The 19,219-nt window shown below is 66.5% G+C and carries 22 protein-coding genes; 14 read left to right on the forward strand and 8 right to left on the reverse strand.

All coding sequences use genetic code 11. The annotated features are described in order from the left end of the window. Positions 1 to 91: 91 nt before the first annotated feature. Positions 92 to 1,186, reverse strand: a complete 1,095-nt coding sequence (locus ABZ909_RS07980; protein ID WP_356996973.1) for an AMP-binding protein — start codon at positions 1,184 to 1,186, stop codon at positions 92 to 94. 190 nt (positions 1,187 to 1,376) lie between these two features. Here ABZ909_RS07980 and ABZ909_RS07985 point away from each other — a divergent pair, with 190 nt between their 5' ends. The 4 genes from ABZ909_RS07985 (at position 1,377) to ABZ909_RS08000 (ending at position 4,447) form a co-directional block, all read left to right on the forward strand. Then, positions 1,377 to 2,444 (forward strand): ABC transporter substrate-binding protein, encoded by a 1,068-nt coding sequence (locus tag ABZ909_RS07985; RefSeq protein WP_356996974.1) that lies wholly within the window; start codon positions 1,377 to 1,379, stop codon positions 2,442 to 2,444. Further along, positions 2,441 to 3,817 carry a SagB family peptide dehydrogenase gene (locus ABZ909_RS07990; RefSeq protein ID WP_356996975.1) on the forward strand — a complete coding sequence of 459 codons (1,377 nt, stop codon included), beginning with the start codon at positions 2,441 to 2,443 and terminating at the stop codon, positions 3,815 to 3,817. Before ABZ909_RS07985 ends, ABZ909_RS07990 begins: the two co-directional genes overlap by 4 nt. Positions 3,818 to 3,944: 127 nt before the next feature. Further along, positions 3,945 to 4,076: a hypothetical protein gene (locus tag ABZ909_RS07995; RefSeq protein ID WP_356996976.1), complete on the forward strand. Its 132-nt coding sequence runs from the start codon at positions 3,945 to 3,947 to the stop codon at positions 4,074 to 4,076. A 35-nt stretch (positions 4,077 to 4,111) separates the two neighbouring features. Then, complete coding sequence (locus tag ABZ909_RS08000) at positions 4,112 to 4,447, forward strand: MmcQ/YjbR family DNA-binding protein (RefSeq protein WP_356996977.1); 336 nt, start codon at positions 4,112 to 4,114, stop codon at positions 4,445 to 4,447. Between the two features lie 30 nt (positions 4,448 to 4,477). Here ABZ909_RS08000 and ABZ909_RS08005 read toward each other — a convergent pair whose 3' ends face one another. Next, complete coding sequence (locus ABZ909_RS08005; RefSeq protein WP_356996978.1) at positions 4,478 to 6,532, reverse strand: M13 family metallopeptidase; 2,055 nt, start codon at positions 6,530 to 6,532, stop codon at positions 4,478 to 4,480. Positions 6,533 to 6,610: 78 nt separating this feature from the next. Next, on the reverse strand, positions 6,611 to 8,650 hold the full coding sequence (locus ABZ909_RS08010) for a M13 family metallopeptidase (protein ID WP_356996979.1): 2,040 nt from the start codon (positions 8,648 to 8,650) through the stop codon (positions 6,611 to 6,613). Between the two features lie 367 nt (positions 8,651 to 9,017). Here ABZ909_RS08010 and rplN point away from each other — a divergent pair, with 367 nt between their 5' ends. From rplN to ABZ909_RS08035, 5 genes are all read left to right on the forward strand, one after another. Beyond that, positions 9,018 to 9,386, forward strand: a complete 369-nt coding sequence (rplN, locus tag ABZ909_RS08015; RefSeq protein WP_033090674.1) for a 50S ribosomal protein L14 — start codon at positions 9,018 to 9,020, stop codon at positions 9,384 to 9,386. Between the two features lie 2 nt (positions 9,387 to 9,388). Further along, positions 9,389 to 9,703, forward strand: a complete 315-nt coding sequence (gene rplX, locus ABZ909_RS08020; RefSeq protein WP_040804283.1) for a 50S ribosomal protein L24 — start codon at positions 9,389 to 9,391, stop codon at positions 9,701 to 9,703. A gap of 1 nt (position 9,704) precedes the next feature. After that, on the forward strand, positions 9,705 to 10,271 hold the full coding sequence (gene rplE, locus ABZ909_RS08025; protein ID WP_354830525.1) for a 50S ribosomal protein L5: 567 nt from the start codon (positions 9,705 to 9,707) through the stop codon (positions 10,269 to 10,271). A gap of 3 nt (positions 10,272 to 10,274) precedes the next feature. Next, complete coding sequence (locus ABZ909_RS08030; protein ID WP_029923637.1) at positions 10,275 to 10,460, forward strand: type Z 30S ribosomal protein S14; 186 nt, start codon at positions 10,275 to 10,277, stop codon at positions 10,458 to 10,460. 157 nt (positions 10,461 to 10,617) lie between these two features. Further along, on the forward strand, positions 10,618 to 10,770 hold the full coding sequence (locus ABZ909_RS08035) for a type II toxin-antitoxin system VapB family antitoxin (RefSeq protein WP_356996980.1): 153 nt from the start codon (positions 10,618 to 10,620) through the stop codon (positions 10,768 to 10,770). A gap of 166 nt (positions 10,771 to 10,936) precedes the next feature. Here the strand turns inward: ABZ909_RS08035 and ABZ909_RS08040 are convergent, their stop codons facing one another. Further along, positions 10,937 to 12,415: a plasmid pRiA4b ORF-3 family protein gene (locus ABZ909_RS08040; RefSeq protein ID WP_356996981.1), complete on the reverse strand. Its 1,479-nt coding sequence runs from the start codon at positions 12,413 to 12,415 to the stop codon at positions 10,937 to 10,939. A gap of 778 nt (positions 12,416 to 13,193) precedes the next feature. Between ABZ909_RS08040 and ABZ909_RS08045 the strand changes: the two genes are divergently transcribed. Both ABZ909_RS08045 and ABZ909_RS08050 read left to right on the forward strand, forming a co-directional pair. Then, positions 13,194 to 14,600, forward strand: a complete 1,407-nt coding sequence (locus tag ABZ909_RS08045; RefSeq protein ID WP_356996982.1) for an alpha/beta fold hydrolase — start codon at positions 13,194 to 13,196, stop codon at positions 14,598 to 14,600. Between the two features lie 275 nt (positions 14,601 to 14,875). Next, positions 14,876 to 15,610 carry a helix-turn-helix domain-containing protein gene (locus tag ABZ909_RS08050; RefSeq protein ID WP_356996983.1) on the forward strand — a complete coding sequence of 245 codons (735 nt, stop codon included), beginning with the start codon at positions 14,876 to 14,878 and terminating at the stop codon, positions 15,608 to 15,610. On the opposite strand, the gene ABZ909_RS08055 is transcribed toward ABZ909_RS08050, so the two are convergent. The 4 genes from ABZ909_RS08055 to ABZ909_RS08070 form a co-directional block, all read right to left on the reverse strand. Beyond that, on the reverse strand, positions 15,611 to 16,411 hold the full coding sequence (locus ABZ909_RS08055) for an alpha/beta hydrolase (RefSeq protein WP_356996984.1): 801 nt from the start codon (positions 16,409 to 16,411) through the stop codon (positions 15,611 to 15,613). Positions 16,412 to 16,519: 108 nt separating this feature from the next. After that, positions 16,520 to 16,939, reverse strand: coding sequence for a type II toxin-antitoxin system VapC family toxin (locus ABZ909_RS08060; protein ID WP_356996985.1), 420 nt, complete (start codon positions 16,937 to 16,939; stop codon positions 16,520 to 16,522). After that, complete coding sequence (locus tag ABZ909_RS08065) at positions 16,932 to 17,186, reverse strand: type II toxin-antitoxin system prevent-host-death family antitoxin (RefSeq protein ID WP_356996986.1); 255 nt, start codon at positions 17,184 to 17,186, stop codon at positions 16,932 to 16,934. Before ABZ909_RS08065 ends, ABZ909_RS08060 begins: the two co-directional genes overlap by 8 nt. 32 nt (positions 17,187 to 17,218) lie before the next feature. Continuing rightward, positions 17,219 to 17,563 (reverse strand): hypothetical protein, encoded by a 345-nt coding sequence (locus ABZ909_RS08070; RefSeq protein ID WP_356996987.1) that lies wholly within the window; start codon positions 17,561 to 17,563, stop codon positions 17,219 to 17,221. 276 nt (positions 17,564 to 17,839) lie between these two features. Between ABZ909_RS08070 and rpsH the strand changes: the two genes are divergently transcribed. The 3 genes from rpsH to rplR are packed head-to-tail and all read left to right on the forward strand — an operon-like array spanning position 17,840 to position 19,203. Further along, positions 17,840 to 18,238 carry a 30S ribosomal protein S8 gene (gene rpsH, locus ABZ909_RS08075; protein ID WP_040855371.1) on the forward strand — a complete coding sequence of 133 codons (399 nt, stop codon included), beginning with the start codon at positions 17,840 to 17,842 and terminating at the stop codon, positions 18,236 to 18,238. A 14-nt stretch (positions 18,239 to 18,252) separates the two neighbouring features. After that, the gene (rplF, locus tag ABZ909_RS08080; protein ID WP_356996988.1) at positions 18,253 to 18,792 is read left to right on the forward strand and encodes a 50S ribosomal protein L6; all 540 of its coding nucleotides are present in this window, start codon (positions 18,253 to 18,255) and stop codon (positions 18,790 to 18,792) included. A 3-nt stretch (positions 18,793 to 18,795) separates the two neighbouring features. Beyond that, on the forward strand, positions 18,796 to 19,203 hold the full coding sequence (gene rplR / locus ABZ909_RS08085) for a 50S ribosomal protein L18 (protein ID WP_354830513.1): 408 nt from the start codon (positions 18,796 to 18,798) through the stop codon (positions 19,201 to 19,203). The last annotated feature ends 16 nt before the right edge of the window (positions 19,204 to 19,219 follow it).

Raw genomic sequence — 19,219 nt, forward strand, 5'->3', positions numbered from 1 at the left:
AGTGGGCGGCGGCCGGTACCACGGGAGAAGTTCGCCGATCAGCCCACCGCGGGAGAAGCCGCGCGGTCGGCCGAGGATACGGGCTGGGCGGTCAGGCGGCGGCGTAGCCGGTGGTGTCGTCCCGACCCGGGGCGGGGATCGGCTCGGTGGCCGAAGGCGCTGCGGGAGACACGGATTCGACCATGTCCAGCAGCAGCCAGCCATCGGCCGTCCAGCCGCCGTGCGTGTCGGTGTGCACCAGCCGGCCGCCCGGCACGAAGGGGTCGTCCACGAAACCCTCGGCGGCACCGTCCAATTCCAGCGCCAGCGCCGAACCACCCACGTACACCCGGCCGGAGCGTCCCGGCGGCACCAGCCGCAGCGATTCGTCCAGCACCAGCAGCCGCGCGCCCGGAATCGGCCGCACCCGGCCGGAGCCGTCCAGCGGTCCGCGCGCCGCGACGCCCGCGTATTCCGGTGTGGTGTAGGCGAATCCGGTGCACGACCCGGGGGCGAGTTCACGCAGCAGGGCGGAAAGGGCGGCCGGGCAGTCGTTTCCGAACACATCCCAGCGGCGCACGGTCGGCAGCGCGGGGGAGGGCAGGAAGGCCAGGTTCGCGAGAGTCCCGGCGTCGGCCACCACATGGGTCGAGGCGGTCAGGGCGATCAGCTCGGCCAGGGCGGCCGCGTCCGTGCGCTGGACGGCGGTGGCCAGCACCAGGGTCGCGCCGTCGGCCAGCGTGGCCAGCAGTTCCACCGCCGCGGCGGTGGTATCCCAGCGGGTGGCCAGCAACCGCACATCCGGCGAGCCGTAGGCCCGGTCGATCGGGCAGGAGCGCTGATCCGCGGCAACCGCGCGGCGATCGTCGGCGGCCGCGGCCACCGCGACCGGCTTCATGCCGGTGCCATTCGGCCCCAGTTCGGCCAGTACCGCGCCGAACTCGGCGGCTGCGGCGATATCGCACAGCACGCGGGCCAGATCGTCGAGCGTGGGCCCGGCGGTCCTGGTGACGCCGCCGTCGAGGCGTTCGAAGAGTTCGGCATAGGTGAGAATGTGATCGCCGCAGCGCACGGCGGTCCGCAGGGAGGGCACGCGGCGACCGCACTCGATGAGCATGGGGACCGACGGCACGTCGTACAGTTCGACGCCATTGGCCCATTCGTCCACGAGCCGATGACGCTCGACCGCGGACAAGATTTCCGGCACCGCTCGCTCCATCTTTCCAAACCCCCCGGTTCTAACTTATGCAACCCTAACCTAATCGATCGAGGGCACGATCGGCCACCTCTTAGGGGATCGAATCGGCGACAACGGTCCCCGCCCGGCGAAAAAATTAGGCTAGGCTCACCTACTGCTCGCGCCGATCGGCTGGGCATCGGCAGACAGGAGAGTCACGATGAAGTCGGCGTTCACCGCGCGTAGCGGGCGATCGATCACCGCGCGAGGCGCCATTGCGGCCGTGGTGAGCCTGCTCGCCCTCGGGCTCGCGGCCTGCGGATCGAAGTCCGGCGACGCCGCCGCGGGCGGCGGGTTCCCCGGGGCCGCGGGCGGCGGGTTCCCCGGGGCCGCGGGCGGCGGGTTCCCCGGGGCCGCGGGCGGCGGGGAACCGGTCACCATCGCCCATGCGCTCGGCCAGACCACCGTGAACGGGACCCCGGCCCGCGTCGTGGCGCTGGGCAATCAGTGGCTCGACACCGCGCAGGCGCTCGGCGTCACGCCGGTCGGCTACATCGACAACATCGCGGTGCTCAGCAAGGGCGCACCGCCGTGGGAGCCGACCGCGCTGGCGCAGTCCACCGCGCTGCAGACCACCGGCAACCTCGCCGAACAGGTGGCCGCGCTGAACCCGGACCTGATCCTGGCCGACCCGTTCATCGCCGACGCCAAGACCTACGGCGACCTGTCCAAGGTCGCGCCCACCCTGCCCGGGCTCACCAAGGAGGCCGTCACGCCCTGGGCCGACCAGGTGCGCGCACTCGGCCAGGTGCTGCACAAGACCGACGCCGCCGGCAAGCTCATCGCCGACCTGAACGGCCGCATCGACGGTATCGCGCAACGCAATCCGGGCCTGAAGAACAAGACCTTCATCAGCTCCTGGCTGGCCGGGCCGTCGCAGCTCATGGTCCTCACCGACCCCGGGGACGGGTCCAGCCGCCTGTTCACCCAACTCGGCATGACCATCCCGCAGCACCTGGTGGACCAGGGTGGCTCCGGAGGCCGCCTGGCCCTTTCGCCCGAACGCCTCGACGAACTCGACGCCGACCTGCTGCTGGCCGGCTACTCGCCCGGCATGGACGAGAAGTACCGCGGCCTGCCGGGATTCGGCGCGCTGCCCTCGGTCGAGAAGAACTCTGCGGTCTTCCTCACGGTCCAGGAGATCAGCGCCATCAACCAGCCCACCCCGCTGGCCCTGCCCTACCTGCTCGACAAGCTCGAACCGGCTCTCGCCAACGCCGCCAAATGATCCGCACCGACGACACCCGCTACGCCCTCCGCCCCGGCGTCACCTGCCTGACCGTCCCCGGCGGCGCGGTCCTGTTGAACCCGCCGCACAACGAGAAGCTGGCCGGGCTCACCCCGGCCCAGAGCCAGGCGCTGAAGACCCTCAATCAGGGTCCGGCGACGGCGAGCGCGCTCGCGGCCGAATCCGACTCGGTGACAACCCTTCTCGACCGGCTGGCCGGGGCGGGCTGGCTGGAGGTCACCGTCCGCGACGGCGATCGGGACCTCTACACCCTGCGCCCCTTCAGCACCCCGCCCGCACGTCCGAGCACGGGCGACGGGCCGCGCACGGTCCTGTCGAAATTCACTGTCATCCACCGTGATCCGGACGGCCTGGTGCTGGAACACCCCACCTCGTGGTGCGACTTCCGCGTCCACGACCCCCGCCTGCTGGCCCTCGCCGCGGGCGCGGATCCCACCGAACTCGGCCTGCCCGAGTCCCTTTCGGCCCGCATCGCCGCCGACCTGCGCTGGGGCGGCTTCACCGCCGACCCCGCCGCCGAGGACCTCGACTTCACCACCCGCAGCTGGAGCGCCCCCGACCTCTGGTTCCACCGGCGCAGCACCCTCGGCTCCCGCACCGTCACCTGGGACAACTTCGGCCCCACGGCATGGGCGAAAGACGAATTCCCGCAACGCCCGGCGCATCGTCCGGCCTATCCCGGCGCCCCGATCGCCCTCACCGCGCCGGACCTCGGCGCCCTCCGCGCCACGGACCCGGCGCTCACCGCCGTCCTCGAGGACCGCCGCTCCTGCCGCTCCTTCGACGACGCCCGGCCGATCACCCTCACCCAGCTGGCCGAACTGCTCTACCGCAGCGCCCGCACCCGGTCGGTCGAGACCAGCCCCGACGGCGCCGAACTCCCTTCCCGCCCTTATCCTTCCGGCGGCGGCGTCCACGAACTCGAGCTCTACCCCGTGGTCCGAACGGTGGAGGGCCTGGCCGCGGGCATGTACCACTACGACTCCTTCGAGCATGCCCTGCGCCTGGTCGCCCCCGCCGATTCCATCGCGGTCCAGCGACTCCTGCGCACCACCACCGCCACCCTCGCCAATGGCGCGGAACCCCAACTGCTGCTGTTGATCTCGGCCCGGGCGGGCCGCGTCATGTGGTCCTACAAGTCGGTCGCCTACGCCAATATCCTCAAACACGTCGGCGTCCTCATGCAGACCCTCTACCTCACCGCCACCGCCATGCGCCTCGGCGTGGTCGCCCAGGGCTTCTCCGACACCGCCGCCTTCACCGCCGCCACCGGCGCCGACGAACTGGAGGAATGCAATGTGGGCAGCATGATCCTCGGCACCCCCGGGGATAGGCCGCGCACGACTGATTGACACCGAGCGCGCCCGGTGTCTGGCTATGCTGGCACCTGTCTCACCGAGGGAATTGAGAGATCTATCTCCGAGCCGGGACAAGGACCACCAGACGTAGATACACAGCTTGCGACACTCAGGAGGAGCTGTGAGCGCTGCACTCGATTACGGCACGCCGTTCGGTCACGGGCCATGCGTCACCGGCGACGAACTCCTCGTCGTGGAGCGACCCTTCGAGATCTCGGTGACCCCGGAAAAGGTGTACTTGCTCGGTCGTTGACCCAGTTGTCGTACCGGGCTGGGAGCATCGAGATCATGACGGCGACCGGGGATCAGGTGCGGGCGGTGGCGCTTGCGCTGGCGCGCACCACCGAACAGTTCGAATGGCAGATGCCCACGTTCCGGGTGGCCGGGAAGTTGTTCCTGACCCTGCCCGAGAACGAGACCTCCATGGCGGTCCGGTGCCCCATCGTGGATCGGGACGAACTGGTGCAGGCCGAGCCGGAGAAATTCTGGATCGCCCCGCACGAGGCCGGGAACGCGTGGGTGCGGGTGCGACTCGCGGCCCTGGACGACCACGATGAACTGACGGCCATCGTGACCGACTCCTGGCGGCTGGCCGCACCTCGGGAACTGCTGGATCCGGCCTGAACCGCCGGATCCCGCCGCGATCAGGGTGCGTCAGAAGGTGACGCGCTGGTCCTCGGTCAGGAAGAGTTTGTCGCCGTCCTTGGTGGCGAAGGCCGCGTGGTACTCGGCCTGGTTGCGGACCACCTGGTTGGCGCGGAACTCGTCGGGGGAGTGGGGGTCGTTGGCGAGCAGATTCTCGGTGTACTGCGGGGTCTGCTTGGCCCGCCAGTTGCGGCCCCAGGATTCGAGCATGGGCTGATAGTCGGGGTTCTCGACGCCGGCGCGCTTCTGGTTGATGCGGTAGGCGGCGAAGGCCATCTGCAGGCCGCGGTTGTCGGCGACGTTCTCGCTGAGGGTGAGGGTGCCGTCGACGTGGTGGGCGGGGTCGAGGCCCTCGGGGACCAGGCCGTTGTACTGGTCGACGAGCTTCTTGGTGCGGTCGTCGAACTTGGCCCGATCCTCGGCGGTCCACCAGTCCTTCAGGTTGCCGTCGGCGTCGTACTTGGAGCCCTGATCGTCGAAGCCGTGGCCGATCTCGTGACCGATGACCGCGCCGCCCGCGCCGTAGTTGACCGCCGCCTCGGCCTTCGGGTCGAAGAATGGGGGCTGCAAAAAGGCTGCGGGGAAAACGATTTCATTGTTGACCGGCTGGTAGTAGGCGTTCACCGTCTGCGGCGTCATACCCCACTCAGTCTTGTCGACCGGCTTGTCCAGCTTGTCGAACATCTTCTTGGCGCCGAAAACATTGGCGGCGCGCAGGGATTGGACGAGCTGGCCGCGGGTGATCTTCAGCCCGGTGTAGTCCTCCCACTTTTCCGGATAGCCGATCTTCACGCCCATCTTGCTCAGCTTGACCAGCGCGGCGTCCCGGGTGGGCTGCGACATCCACGTCGAATTGGTGAAGTTGTCCTTGTAGGCCGCGACCAGGTCGGCCACCATGTCCATCGCCCGGTTCTTGGCCTCGGGCGGGAAATGCTTGGCCACGTACAGCTTTCCGAGCTGCTCGCCCACCGTGCTGTCGACGGTGCCGACTGCCGACTTCCACAGATCCGGCCGCTGCTGCTGCCCGCTCATCACGGTGCCGAAGAATTGGAAGTTGGCGTCGGAGAGCGTCCTCGGTAGGAACCGCGCGAACTCCCGCACCACCGCCAGCTTCAAGTAGTCCCGCCACACCGCGATATCCACGTCGTGCCACAGCTGCCCGGCCGTGGTGAGGAACGACGGCTCGCCCACGATCACCGTCGCGAACAGGCTCTTGGGCCGATCGGTGTTCCCGGAAAGCCAGGGATCCCAATCGAATTGCGGCGCCAGCGCCACCATGTCGGTCCACGACATCTTGTTGTAGCTGGCCTTGGTGTCGTGAAGTTTGATGTTGTCCCAGAATCCGGCCGCGATCCGCGTCTCCAGATCCAGTACCCGGTCCGCCATGGCCACCGGATCCGGGAATCCGGCCCCGGTCGCGATCTTCTCCAGGTAGGTCTTGTATCCGGCCAGCTTGTCGGCGTATTCGGGCTTGCGGTAGTACTGCTCGCTCAAGCCGATTCCGGACTGACCGACCGAGGCGATGTACGCGCTGGAGTTCTTCCGGTCCACCGAGACGCCCAGCCCGATCAGCCCGCCGATCGGCAACGCGCCCATCACCTTGGCCAGCTCCGGCTTGCCCGCGGCCTTGTCGATGTCGGCGAACAGGTCGGCGAGCGGCGTGAGGCCCAGCTTCTCGATGGTGTCGACATCCATCCGGGCGTCGTACAGATCGCGGATCTGCTGCTCGGGTGTGTCCGCCTTGGGATCCTTGATGCCCCCGATGATCTCGCGCAGCTGGCCCTCGACCCGATCCGCGACATCGTCGAAGGTCCCGAACGACACCTTGTCCGCCGGCAGCTGATACTCCTGCAGCCACTTGCCATTGACGAACCGGTACAGGTCGTCCTGCGGACGCACCGCCGCATCCGACCCGGACATGTCGGGGCCGGTGAGCTGGGTCGAGGTGACCGTGTTCTTCGTATCGCTGCCGCACGCCGCCAGCGTGGCGACGGCCGGCGCGAGACCGAGCGCGATCAGAAAACGACGACGGTCCATACCGGCCGGACGATCCGACGAACTCACAGGCACTACCTCTCCCCGAAGCTGCGATACCGACGCGAGGCTACCGGGGTCGGCGGCCTCGCGCGGGTTGTCGTGTTCTCAGAGGGTGACGCGCTGGTCCGGCGGCAGGTATCCCTGGTCGCCGTCCTGCACGTGGAAGGTGCTGTAGAACTCGCCCAGATTCCGTACCACCTGATTGCACCGGAATTCGGCAGGGGAGTGCGGATCGGACGCGATCTGACTCTGCAGCGCCTCGGTGGTCATCTTGGTGCGCCAGGTCCGGCCCCAGGATTCGAACATCGGCTTGTAGTCGGGAGTTTCTGTCCCCTTGCGCTTCTCGGCCATTCGATAGGCCGACAGGGAGATCTCGAGCCCGCGCAGATCCGCCAGATTCTCGCCGACCGTGAGCTCGCCGTTGACGTGCTGATCGGGCGATAGGCCCTGCGGCACCAGCGCGTTGTACTGCGCGATGAGCTGGTTGGTCTTGGCTTGGAAGGCCGCCTTGTCCTCCGGTGTCCACCAATCCTTCAGATTGCCGTCCCCGTCGTACTTGGAGCCCTGATCGTCGAACCCGTGGCCGATCTCGTGACCGATCACCGCACCGCCCGCACCGTAGTTCACCGCGGGCTGGGCATCCGGATCGAAGAACGGCGGCTGCAGAAAGGCCGCGGGGAACACGATTTCATTGCCGCTGGGGTTGTAGTAGGCATTCACCGTCTGCGGCGGCATGGCCCATTCCGCCTTGTCCACCGGCGTCCCCAGCCGATCGAACATCCGCCTCGCCTCGAAAACGTCCGAGGCGCGCAGGGATTCGACCAGCCTGCCCCTCGTGACCGTGAGTTCGGAGTAATCGTGCCACTTGTCCGGGTAGCCGATCTTGGCGTTGATCTTCCCGAGTTTCGCGATGGCCGCGTCCCGGGTGGGTGGCGACATCCACGTCGAATTCTGGAAGTTGTCCCGGTACGCCGCGCGCAGATCGTCGACCATCTCGAGCGCTCGCTTCTTGGCCTCGGCCGGGAAATGCTTGTCCACGTACTGCTTTCCGAGCGCGTCGCCCACGACACTGTTGACCGACTCCACGGCCCGCCGCCACTGCTCCGGCTGTTCCCGCAGCCCCTGGACCACCTTGCCCGTGAAATCGAAATCGGCGTCGGCGATCGCCTTGGGAAGATAGGGCGCGTACGCGCGCACCAGGCTCAGCTTCAGGTACTCGCGCCAGGCGGCGAGGTCGACCTCGGCCCACAGCTGCCCCGCGCCGGTCACGAACGACGGCTCACCCACATCGATCATGCCGAACATGTTCGTCGGCCGGTCGGTGCTACCCGAAAGCCAAGGGTCCCAGTCGAATTGCGGTCCCAGCGCGGTCAGCGCGGTCCAGGTCATCAGGTTGTAGGTCGCATCGGTATCGCGGGTTCTGACGTTGTCCCAATGGAATCCGGCGATTCGGGTCTCCAGGTCCACCACCCGGTCGGCCATCGCGGTCGGGTCCGGGAACCCGGCTCCGGCGGCGAGGCGCTGCATGAACGTCCGGTACGCGGCGAGCCGGGCGGCGTATTCGGGCTTGCGGTAGTACTGCTCGCCCATGCCGAGCCCGGACTGCCCGATCGAGGGGAGATAGGCATTGGAGTTCTTCGGGTCCGGGCCCACGCTCAGGCCGATGAGACCCACGCTGGTCAATCCGCCCATCACATGCGCGAGATCCGGCTTGGTCACGGCCTTGTCGATCTGATCGAACAGATCCTGCAGCGGCGTCATGCCGAGCGTCTCGATCTCGTCCAGGTTCATCCGCGCGTCGTAGAGGTCGCGGATCTTCTGCTCGTCCGAGCTGGCCTTGGGATCGCGGATCCCCTCGATGATCGCCTTCAGCTGCTCCTGGACCCGCTCCCGCACTTCATTGAAGGTCCCGAACGACGACTTGTCCGGCGGCAGCTGATACTCCTTCAGCCACTTCCCGTTGACGAACCGGTACAGATCGTCCTGCGGCCGCACCGCCGGATCCGACCCGGACATATCCGGGCCCGTCGGCTGTTTCGACGTCTGGGAGTCCGGGGAGCAGGCGGGCAATACGGCCACCGCGGGCGCCAGGCCCAGGGCGATCAGGAACGTGCGGCGGTCGAGAGCGATGGGGCGCTCGGACAACGCGAATCTCCTCTACCGGATAATCGGAATTGCTCGGACGTTGCTCGCGTCGACGCTAGTTGACCCGACTGAGGAAGATCTGAATCCGCGCCGACCCTGATGTCCCGCTCGGCCTGCCTCCCGGGTTTGCCCCCGATTTCACCCTGAACAGGGTCTTCGCTAAACTGTTCCGGTTGCCTGCGGGAGCTATGCCCGCACTTCGGCCGCGAACCCACAGTGGTTGTTCTCCTGTTCGGTGAAAAACCGCTGGCAGGCGCTGCCCCGCGTACCTGCGGAGCGGGCCATTGGCTCAGCTGAAGGGCAACTGACCATGCCCGTCGGGTCGGCAATCCGGCGTGCATATCGTCCAGGTCTAGGAGGAGCTGAAGTGATTCAGCAGGAGTCGCGGCTGCGCGTCGCCGACAACACGGGTGCCAAGGAGATCCTCTGCATCCGCGTTCTCGGTGGTTCGTCGCGTCGCTATGCCGGCATCGGTGACATCATCGTCGCCACTGTCAAGGACGCCATCCCCGGCGGCAACGTCAAGAAGGGCGAGGTCGTCAAGGCCGTCGTCGTGCGCACCGTCAAGGAGCGTCGTCGCCCGGATGGCTCGTACATCAAGTTCGACGAGAACGCTGCGGTGCTGATCAAGGCGGACAACGATCCGCGTGGCACCCGCATCTTCGGCCCGGTCGGCCGTGAGCTGCGTGAGAAGCGCTTCATGAAGATCGTCTCGCTGGCCCCGGAGGTGCTGTAACCATGAAGGTGCACAAGGGCGACACGGTCATCGTGATCTCGGGCAAGGACAAGGGCGCCAAGGGCAAGGTCATCCAGGCCTACCCGGCGACCGGCAAGGTCCTCGTCGAGGGCGTGAACCGCATCAAGAAGCACGTCGCGAACTCCGCGAACCAGCGTGGCGCCAGCTCGGGCGGCATCGTCACCCAGGAAGCGCCGATCCAGGCCTCCAACGTGATGGTCGTCGACTCCGACGGCAAGCCGACCCGCGTGGGCTACCGCACCGATGAGAACGGCAAGCGGGTCCGCATCTCCCGTCGCAACGGGAAGGACATCTGAGATGACTTCTACTGAGAACAAGGTGCAGCCGCGCCTGAAGACCCGCTACCGCGAGGAAATCAAGCCGGCCCTGAACAACGAGTTCAACTACGCCAACGTGATGCAGATCCCGGGCGTGGTGAAGGTCGTCGTCAACATGGGTGTCGGCGACGCCGCCCGTGACGCCAAGCTGATCAACGGTGCGGTCGCCGACCTCACCCTGATCACCGGCCAGAAGCCCGAGATCCGCAAGGCCACCAAGTCCATCGCGCAGTTCAAGCTGCGTGAGGGCATGCCGATCGGCGCGAAGGTCACCCTGCGCGGCGACCGGATGTGGGAGTTCCTGGACCGTCTGATCTCCATCGCGCTGCCGCGTATCCGCGACTTCCGCGGTCTGTCGCCGAAGCAGTTCGACGGCAACGGCAACTACACCTTCGGTCTCTCCGAGCAGTCCATGTTCCACGAGATCGACGTCGACAAGATCGACCGTCCGCGTGGTATGGACATCACCGTGGTGACCACCGCCACCAACAACGAAGAAGGCCGGGCCCTGCTCAAGCACCTCGGCTTCCCGTTCAAGGAGAACTGATCCATGGCTAAGAAGGCTCTGATCAACAAGGCCAACGCCAAGCCGAAGTTCGCGGTGCGCGCCTACACCCGCTGCCAGCGCTGCGGCCGTCCGCACGCCGTCTACCGCAAGTTCGGCCTGTGCCGTGTCTGCCTGCGCGAGATGGCCCACCGCGGCGAACTCCCGGGCGTCCACAAGTCGTCCTGGTGAGCTAGTACCCCCAAACCCGAAGGCCCCCACCGAGATCCGTCCCGGTGGGGGCCTTCGGCGTGCTTCGCGCTCACCTGACTTCGTGGTATCCGGCATCACGAGGGCAATATCGGTTATATCTGGGTCAGATATCGCATATATAAGCGAGGGATATCCGATGTCCAAACTCCTTATTGACGTCGACGACGAGGCGCTCGCGGAAGCTCAGCGTCTCCTGGGCACGTCCACGAAGAAGGACACCGTGAACGCGGCACTCATCGAAGTCGCGAAGCGAATCAAACGCGACGTCGATCAGATCGATCGACCCTGATTCAGTCATCCAGTCGCTCCGCACTGCAGGCGGCATCGATCTGCGCACGTTCCCCGGTCCCGCTGGCCGCGTCTGCGAAGCGGGCAAGGCAGCGCCGCGTCGCCGACGTGGCGCAATCTCCGTCCGGCTGAATGCCGTGCAGGCACAGGCCTGTTCGGCATCGAATCTACCGACGCTTGCGTGTGGTCCGCTCGCCGTGCATTCGCGCCAATGCCGAGTTGACGGCGTCCCGGTCGAATTGCGCGGGGTCGAAATCATCGGCGGTGTCGAGGCCGAGCCATTCCAGTAGCTCTTCGTGATCCTGGCCGCTCGGGTCGGCGAGGGTCGCCAGCAGGTTCTCGTATCCCCAGATTCCGCCGCAGTCTTCCGGCGGAGCGGCACGCCTTCCGCCGGTACAGCGCGGGTACTCGGCGGTGGCTTCGGCGGGGGCGATGTGTTCGACGAGAATGGTGTGCTCCCAGTCGTCGCCGAAGTCGTAGGTGTAGACCAGCTTCGCGCCGCTGCCGGCGACCTGTTCCAGCGTCGCCTTGGTCTCGGCGCGACGACCAAACTCGGGGTCCGGCTCGCCGAAATCGCCGAAATCGGTCTCGAATACGTGCAAATGGTCGTCGTCCCACTCGAACGCGGCTTGCAACACGTCGTGCAGTTCGTTCAGCGGGATGTCGCCCGGCACCTCGAGTCGTCGCCAGATCGGCGGCTTGGCGCCGCGCAGATCCACCCGCAGCCGGTAGATCGGCGCCCGGCCGTCCCGGGTCTTGCGCTTGGCCGGCAACTTGCGGGGTCTCGGCGAGCCGAGGGGGCGGCCGGCCGGAGTCGTGAACTGACGCAGCATGTCCAGCAGGTCATCCGGTGACGACTGCGGATGGGCCGGAATCGGTTTCGGCGACTTCGGCAGCGTGCGCAGCCGGGCCTGCAACAGCGGAAGCGTGATGTGGTAACCGGGGCCGTCCTCCTCGCCCAGGTCGATGACGTCGGCCAGGTCGGCGGTGTCGAGATCCTCGTGGTCGTGCTGGACGCGGCGATCCAGCGCCACCTCGGCGCGCCAGCGGAATTCGGCTGGGCTGAGCGGTGTTTCGTGGAAGGCGAGTCCAGCCTCCCGTGCGTGCTGTCGGATGTCGGCGAGTGCGTCCGGCAAATGTTGCGAGTCGATCAGATCGATGGTGGCCGCCGCGCCGCAGTGGACCGGTTCGAGGAGCATGACAATCGCGTGTGATCGGTTCGCTCGGTCGAAACAGGCTGCCAGTGCGAAGGTTTCATCGTCGGGACCCGTCAGCGCCAGGAAGTCACGGGCGGTCACCGGGCGGGCCAGTTCCTCGACCCAAGGCGCGAATCCGCTCGCCGGCAACCGATCGAGTTCCGCGGCGGCCTCCCGCCCGAGGCGGCCCGTGCTGAGGAACGCCAGCACCGCCAGCACCGCGGACGCGTTCTCGCCCAGGTCGAGGATCTCCGGAAGTATCGGGCCGATCCCTGTTTCCTCCAGGTCATCACCGGCCAGACGAGTGGTCGCCAATAGCATTCCGCCGAAGAGCTCGGCCTCTACCGGATCAATGAAGTGCTCGAGTGCGTGCAGGATGTCCTGCCTCGCGGTCTCGGCGCCGCCGCACTCGCCGCATTCGCACTCGGCCGGTGCGTCCGCCGAACTCACTACTCGAAGGTCGCCGCGCGTCTCCCGCTTCCGGTTCACCCGCCCTACCCTATCCGCGACCGGCCGCCCGTTCCAACGATTGCGCTCACGTCCGAAACCCGGTCCATCTCGGTGGGAGCCGCCGGTTCAGGTGCCCTTCAGTTGCGCAATATCTTCTGCCGTCGGGGTCGGTGTCAGCGTCAGGGTGCGGCCGTCCGCACCGATGTGCTGCGCAAACCATTGCGGCACTTCGGTCCCCGCCGCTCCGCCGCCGGGGTGATTGTCCGAAGAAGGACGACGACGAGAGTTTCGCCTAGCTGGTCGCCTTCACCACAGGCCCGGACCCGCTGCCCTCTGTCGCTGGTCGTCAACGTCTGCCACGAGTTTGCTATGTGCTACAAGGCCGTCGTCGAATACCTGCTCAGCAACGAGCCCGAACAACCGCCCGCCCCGTGATCGGACGCTAAACTCGGTCCCGCCAATCCACCGCGAAATCCGTGGCCGAGGCGGAAATTCCATGGGATTCCCCGGAATCGCCTGGTTTTGCGGCTGACCCGGACTGATTTCTGCTCGGCTGGGTGATTGGCGGTGGCTCCCGGTGCGATTCGATCTCGACTTGCTGAAAGGTCTGGTCCTCGTGGGTGTTGGAGATGCGTACTCGATTGCGTCCTCTGAGCGCTGCCACCCTCGAGGTTTGCTGAATAATTTCTGCGGTGTTGTTGCGACGGTGATCGTTGCCGTCCTCGCGGTCACGGTGGCCTCTGCTTCGGGCGTTGCGGTCGCTGAACCAGGAGACTCGTTGGCGCGCTTTCATCAGCAATATCTCGACTGGCGTACGTGCGAGGATGCGGCCCTGACGGCGGAGGGCGCGGCCTGTGCGGATGTCGAGGTGCCACTCGATTACGGCAGGCCGGACGGGCCGAGCATCACCATTGCGGTCTCACGGATCCCGGCACGCGACGCAGCACACCGTCGCGGTGTGCTGCTGACCAATTCGGGCGGACCGGGTACGCCGGGGATCGATGCGTTCGATCTCGTCGGTGATGTTCTCGAACCGGATGTGCTGAGCCGCTACGACCTGATCGGATTCGACCCGCGTGGAGTCGCCCGTTCCGGACGGTCCCAGCGATGCGGATGGCCGGTCGCCAGCTCGATTCGGTCGGCCGGTATCGGGTTCCCCGGATTCGCTGCCGAAACCGTCCTGCAAGCACAGCTGGCCGTCGATTGCCTGGTGGGTGATCGGGACTGGATGCGGCAGCTCAGCACTCGCAATACTGCCCGCGACATGGACGTGATCCGTGCAGCACTGAACGAGGACCGCATCAGCTATTACGGTGTGTCATACGGAACGTACCTGGGCGCGGTCTACACCCAGTTGTTCCCCGACCGATCCGATCGCATGGTGCTCGATAGCGTCATCGATCCGCGACGCTACTGGCTCGGGTTGCAGCAGGACTGGGGGCCGGCGGTGGAAGCGGCCTTCGACGACTGGGCCGACTGGGTCGCTGCTCGTGACCAGCAGTACCACCTCGGCGACTCCGCGACCGAGGTACGTCGTGGAGTCGAGGACCTGATCGACCGCGCATCGCTGTCGCCGATCATGGTCGAGGGCTTCGGCTTCGATGATCATCTCCTGCCGAACGTGCTGTGGACGATGTTGCGTGACGCGCGATTGAACGAGGCTCTGGCGGCATCGGTACGGGCCATCACCGACGCGGCCGAGGGACGCGCACCGCAGGTACCCCAGCAGCTGCACCAGCAGATCGAGGCCGACAAGCATGCGGAAGATTCGGTCATGGTGCAGATCTGGTGTGCGGACGCACCGATGCCCGCCGACCCCGCCTGGTACTGGAACGCGATCCAGGCGGCCCGCCCGAGCCAGCCGATCTTCGCGGCACTGGCCAACAATATTCAACCCTGTGCATTCTGGCCGCCGCCCTTGGAACCACCCACTGTGGTCGACAACGCCGTGCCCGCACTGATCCTGCAGGCCACCGGCGACAACCGGACGCCCTACCCACACGCTGTAGCACTCCACCAACAAATGTCGGGGTCGCGCTTGATCACCTTGACCGACACCAGGATCCACATGGTGCTGCGCCCGGGTTTGAGCACCTGCATCCTCGACACCACCAACCGCTACTTCGGCGACGGCACCTTCCCGGCAGAAGACCGCACCTGCCGGCCCACCACACCACTCGAGTAGGCACGTATTTCCGGGCCTTGCAGCGCGATTCGCGCCGGTCGTCATCTCACTCGAGATCGACACGCCGCGCCGACATGCTGGCACCGGTGGTTCGAGGGAGGCGAAAACCTGACCGTCCCCTCCAAACCGCGGCCAGGGCATCGCCGGAGGTCAATTCTCTCAATGCGGTGATCGCTCCAGCAAGATCACGGGCTGTCCCAACCCGGTGGTAGCGTCGGGCGCTCTACCCCTATCGCGGGGGAGTCGAATTTCTCACTGGTGCAAAGGGTTCACAGATGCTGTTCGGCGATGGGGTCGAAGTCGAGATGCCGACGCTCGCAGCGTTCGTGAAGCGACTGCGCCTGCGGCGCGGATGGACGCAGCGGCAATTGGCGCAGCACGCGCACATCGGAGTGGGCACGGTGCAGAAGCTCGAACAGGGTGACAAGGTCAGCGTCGGCGACCGGGCGCTGTCCGTCCTCGCCGACGCGATGTGCGACGACGAACACGAGCGGGCGCATCTGCGGGCGCTGGCGGGACGACCCGATGTCACCCTCGACGAGGCTGCGTCGGCCGAGGACGTGGCGATTCTGCTCGACCAGATCATCTCGATACCGGCGGCATGGGTGGTGGATTGGGGCGTGGCCGCCGCGAACGACGGGTATCGGAGGCTTCTGCCGGGACTGGTCGAGGCGAAAACCATGCCGCACTGGTTGTTCGGGGATCCTCGCGCCAAACTTGTGCTGCCGACCTGGCAGCTCGAGGCGACCGTCGTGACGGGGATGCTCCGCCACCACTACGCGGCCGCACCCGAATACGGGTGCACCGCCGAGCTCGTTCGGGAGTTGGCGGCCAGTCACGGAGAATTTCGCCGGCTCTGGGATTCCGGCGTCGTCTACGTCCGCCGGCCGGAGGGCGACCGCCGGATCTGGTCGCCGGGCACCGCGACCATGACCGTGCTGCGCGAATCTCTCATTCCGGCAGCCTCGGGCTGGCTGGTCATCGGCTTCCCCTCCGGCGACGGAGCCTGATCAGGCAGGCAGACCGTCCAGGAATTCCCTGATCTCGCGATTCACCAGCTCGGGATGGGTGAGATTGCAGATGTGGGTGGCCGTGTCGGCGGAAATCGTCTGGATCCGCGCCGGACCGCCCAATCCCGTTGCGAGACCCTGCATGTGCTCATGGTTGAACGCCTGGTCACCGATGCCGCGCAGCAGCAGTGCGGGCGCGGTGATCTCCGGAAGCAGTTCCGTGATGGACTCGCGGTCGATGAGGCAGCGGGCGGCCTGGGCGAGCCGGCCGCGGTCGCTCGCCCGCCACTTCTCCACCCACGGCCGCTGATGCCGGTCCCGGTCCCCACCGATCATGACCGCGGCCATCGGCAGCGCGATGTCGTCGATCGGCACCGCACCGCCCACCCAGCTCCTGACGATGACCCGCTCGTAGCCCTCCCGCTCCTGCTCGGTGTAAGCGGCCGCGGTGGTGCCGATCAAAACAAGCCCGCGCGTGCGCGCGGGCTGCAACAACGCCATCCGCAGCGCGGTGAAACCACCCTGTGAGAGGCCGCCGAGGACAAGGCGATCCACGCCGAGCGCATCGACGAGCTTCCACGCGTCCCAGGCGAGATCCCAGTAGGTGAACGGGTTCCCGGCATCCTCGGAATTACCGTGCCCGCGTGCATCCACCGCGATCACCCGATACCGGTCGGCCAGCTCCTCCAGCTGCGGCAGCCACATCTCGGCGTCCATGAAGAACCCGTGCCCCAGCAGCAGGGCCGGTCCGTCGGTCTCGGTGTCCAGATAGTGGACCTTGGTTCCGTCGTCGGTGGTCACGTAGGGCACCGGCCCAACCCCCTTGCCATTCCATCGAATTCGCGTGCTGGATCGTCACCCTAACCGACGGCCGAGCACCCGGGCGCGTGTCTCCGGCTCCATCGCGGCCTACACCGGTATGACGGTCAGCAGCGGTTCCAGTCCTTTGAAATCATCGGCATTGCACGTGAACAGAGGCAGGTCATTCGCCGAGGCGATGGCCGCGATCATCAAATCCATTTTGCGGGGCTTTGGGCTACGGCCTGATGCGACAACGAGTTTCGTCATTGAGGTGAACCGCCGGGCGGACGCGGTGCAGAACGGCAGTGCGTCGAAGCCGTGTTCGATCGCTAGTAGACGCTCCGTTCGCAGGGCCAGTGCTTGGGGCGTGGTCGCGAGAGCTATCCCCAGACCGAGTTCGGCCAGGGTCACCGTACTGATCCGCGGCCGCATGGGCAGCTTGGAATCCTCGATGAGATATGCGTCGATGAGAACGCAGGTATCCAACAGTCCTTCGGGAAACCGTCCGGTGGATGTCGGATCAATCATCGAGGCGATCCTCGCCGAAGGTAGCGTCGATCTCCGCCCGCTCCTCTGCGGCAGTGCCGCTGCGTCCGATGCGAACCAGCAGGGCCTTGAGTTCCGCAGTCGTCATGTCGCGGCGAGGGGATATCGGCCGCAGTTCGCCGACCGGTCGACCGTTGCGGGTGATGACGAAGTCTTCTCCAGCTTCGAGGGCATCCATCACGCCCGCACTGCCATTGCGCAGCTCAGCTTGGGTGATGGTTCGAGTCATACCCCCACTATAGCGACAGATGCTATCTGTTGCTATGAAGATCGGTGCAGGAGAACCCGCGAAGCAGAGGCACCGGATGCACGGGGTAAGGCCCAGGCGTGCATCGGTTGGGGTCCGGCGTCGCGAGCGGAATCGCGATCCATCACGCCGACATCGGGTTTGCGAATCCCTGCCGGAGTCGAGATGTCCAAGGGGCCTTGGATGTGGACCTTGGCTGCGGAGGCTCGGGCAGCTTCGGCGGCCATATCGTGTCGGGGACTTGGTGACAACGGGATCAGCCATCCGTCCGCGAGCTCGTAGCTCTTGCCTTCGTCCGGTAGCGCGTCGAGGTCGTAGACGGTGTACGGCCCGAAGCCGCGTTCATGGGCGACACCCACGGTGTCCTTCCCTCCCGGCTGCGAACCGACATCGACGGATTAGTCGTCATGACCCCGATTTGGCCGCTGATCAGCCCGTGTCTACACTAGACCGGTTGCTCGGGCACCCCTGTGTCCGCACGCGCCTCGCGCGTGTGGCCTTATCGTCCCGGGCGCAAGCGTTTTCTCCAGTCGGGCATCCCCGGCTGGACCGCCCCGAATTGTCGTAGGCCCACGACCGCCGATCTCAGACGGTGCTGAATGGGAACCGCGGCGAGAAAGGTACCGGTCAAACACATGACCATGACTGATCCGATCGCAGACTTTCTGACCCGTCTGCGCAACGCCAACTCGGCGTACCACGATCAGGTGAAGGCTCCGCACTCGAAGCTCAAGGCGAACATCGCCGAGATCCTCAAGCGTGAGGGCTACATCGCCGACTTCCGCACCGAAGATGCGACCGTCGGCAAGACCCTGGTCGTCGACCTGAAGTACGGCCCGAGCCGTGAGCGTTCCCTGCAGGGCGTGCGCCGCGTGTCGAAGCCGGGCCTCCGGGTCTACGCGAAGTCCACCAACCTGCCCAAGGTGCTCGGCGGCCTGGGCGTGGCGATCATCTCCACGTCCTCGGGTCTGCTCACTGACCGTCAGGCCAAGCAGCAGGGCGTGGGCGGCGAAGTCCTCGCCTACGTCTGGTAAGGGAGGTAGGAACAATGTCGCGTATCGGTAAGAAGCCGATCCCGGTTCCCGCCGGCGTCGAGGTGACCATCGACGGCCAGAGCATCACGGTGAAGGGTTCCAAGGGCACCCTCTCGCACGTGGTCGCCGAGCCGATCACCGTCGCCAAGGCCGAGTCGGGTGAGCTGGAGGTGGCCCGTCCCAACGACGAGCGCCAGAACCGCTCGCTGCACGGCCTGACCCGCACCCTGATCAGCAACATGATCGTGGGTGTGACGCAGGGCTACGAGAAGAAGATGGAAATCTTCGGCGTCGGTTACCGCGTGCAGGCCAAGGGCTCGAACCTCGAGTTCGCCCTGGGCTACAGCCACCCGGTTCCGGTCGACGCGCCCGAGGGCATCACCTTCGCGGTGGAGTCCCCGACCAAGTTCTCGGTGTCCGGCATCGACAAGCAGAAGGTCGGCCAGATCGCCGCGGTGATCCACGGCCTGCGTAAGCCCGATCCGTACAAGGGCAAGGGCATCCGCTACGCCGGCGAGGTCGTTCGCCGCAAGGTCGGAAAGACGGGTAAGTAAGCCATGGCACAAACCGAAAAGCAGAAGGCCGCTCGCAAGCCGATCGGCAAGGACGCCTCGACCGCGCGCCGCCTGTCCAAGACGCGTCGTCACTTCCGTCTGCGCAAGAAGGTCGTCGGCACCACCGCGCGTCCGCGCCTGGTGGTCAACCGCTCCGCGCGCCACATCCACGCCCAGCTGATCGACGACTCCGCCGGCAAGACCATTGCCGCCGCGTCGACCATCGAGGCCGATGTGCGTGCTCTCGAGGGTGACAAGTCCGCCAAGGGCGCCAAGGTCGGCGAGCTGATCGCCGCCCGCGCCAAGGCTGCCGGCGTCGAGGCGGTCGTGTTCGACCGTGGTGGTCACGACTACCACGGCCGTATCGCGGCCCTCGCCGATGCCGCCCGTGAAGGTGGGCTGAAGTTCTGATGATCAAAACTGCGAA

The organism is Nocardia sp. NPDC046763, assembly GCF_040645495.1.
In the GTDB taxonomy this organism is placed as follows: domain Bacteria; phylum Actinomycetota; class Actinomycetes; order Mycobacteriales; family Mycobacteriaceae; genus Nocardia.

Coding starts and splice junctions, on each gene's coding strand:
- ABZ909_RS07985 (WP_356996974.1), top strand. CDS start 1,377: ATGAAGTCGGCGTTCACCGCGCGTAGCGGGCGATCGATCACCGCGCGA.
- ABZ909_RS07990 (WP_356996975.1), top strand. CDS start 2,441: ATGATCCGCACCGACGACACCCGCTACGCCCTCCGCCCCGGCGTCACC.
- ABZ909_RS08000 (WP_356996977.1), top strand. CDS start 4,112: ATGACGGCGACCGGGGATCAGGTGCGGGCGGTGGCGCTTGCGCTGGCG.
- rplX (WP_040804283.1), top strand. CDS start 9,389: ATGAAGGTGCACAAGGGCGACACGGTCATCGTGATCTCGGGCAAGGAC.
- rplE (WP_354830525.1), top strand. CDS start 9,705: ATGACTTCTACTGAGAACAAGGTGCAGCCGCGCCTGAAGACCCGCTAC.
- ABZ909_RS08030 (WP_029923637.1), top strand. CDS start 10,275: ATGGCTAAGAAGGCTCTGATCAACAAGGCCAACGCCAAGCCGAAGTTC.
- ABZ909_RS08035 (WP_356996980.1), top strand. CDS start 10,618: ATGTCCAAACTCCTTATTGACGTCGACGACGAGGCGCTCGCGGAAGCT.
- ABZ909_RS08050 (WP_356996983.1), top strand. CDS start 14,876: ATGCTGTTCGGCGATGGGGTCGAAGTCGAGATGCCGACGCTCGCAGCG.
- ABZ909_RS08060 (WP_356996985.1), bottom strand. CDS start 16,939: ATGATTGATCCGACATCCACCGGACGGTTTCCCGAAGGACTGTTGGAT.
- ABZ909_RS08065 (WP_356996986.1), bottom strand. CDS start 17,186: ATGACTCGAACCATCACCCAAGCTGAGCTGCGCAATGGCAGTGCGGGC.
- rpsH (WP_040855371.1), top strand. CDS start 17,840: ATGACCATGACTGATCCGATCGCAGACTTTCTGACCCGTCTGCGCAAC.
- rplF (WP_356996988.1), top strand. CDS start 18,253: ATGTCGCGTATCGGTAAGAAGCCGATCCCGGTTCCCGCCGGCGTCGAG.
- rplR (WP_354830513.1), top strand. CDS start 18,796: ATGGCACAAACCGAAAAGCAGAAGGCCGCTCGCAAGCCGATCGGCAAG.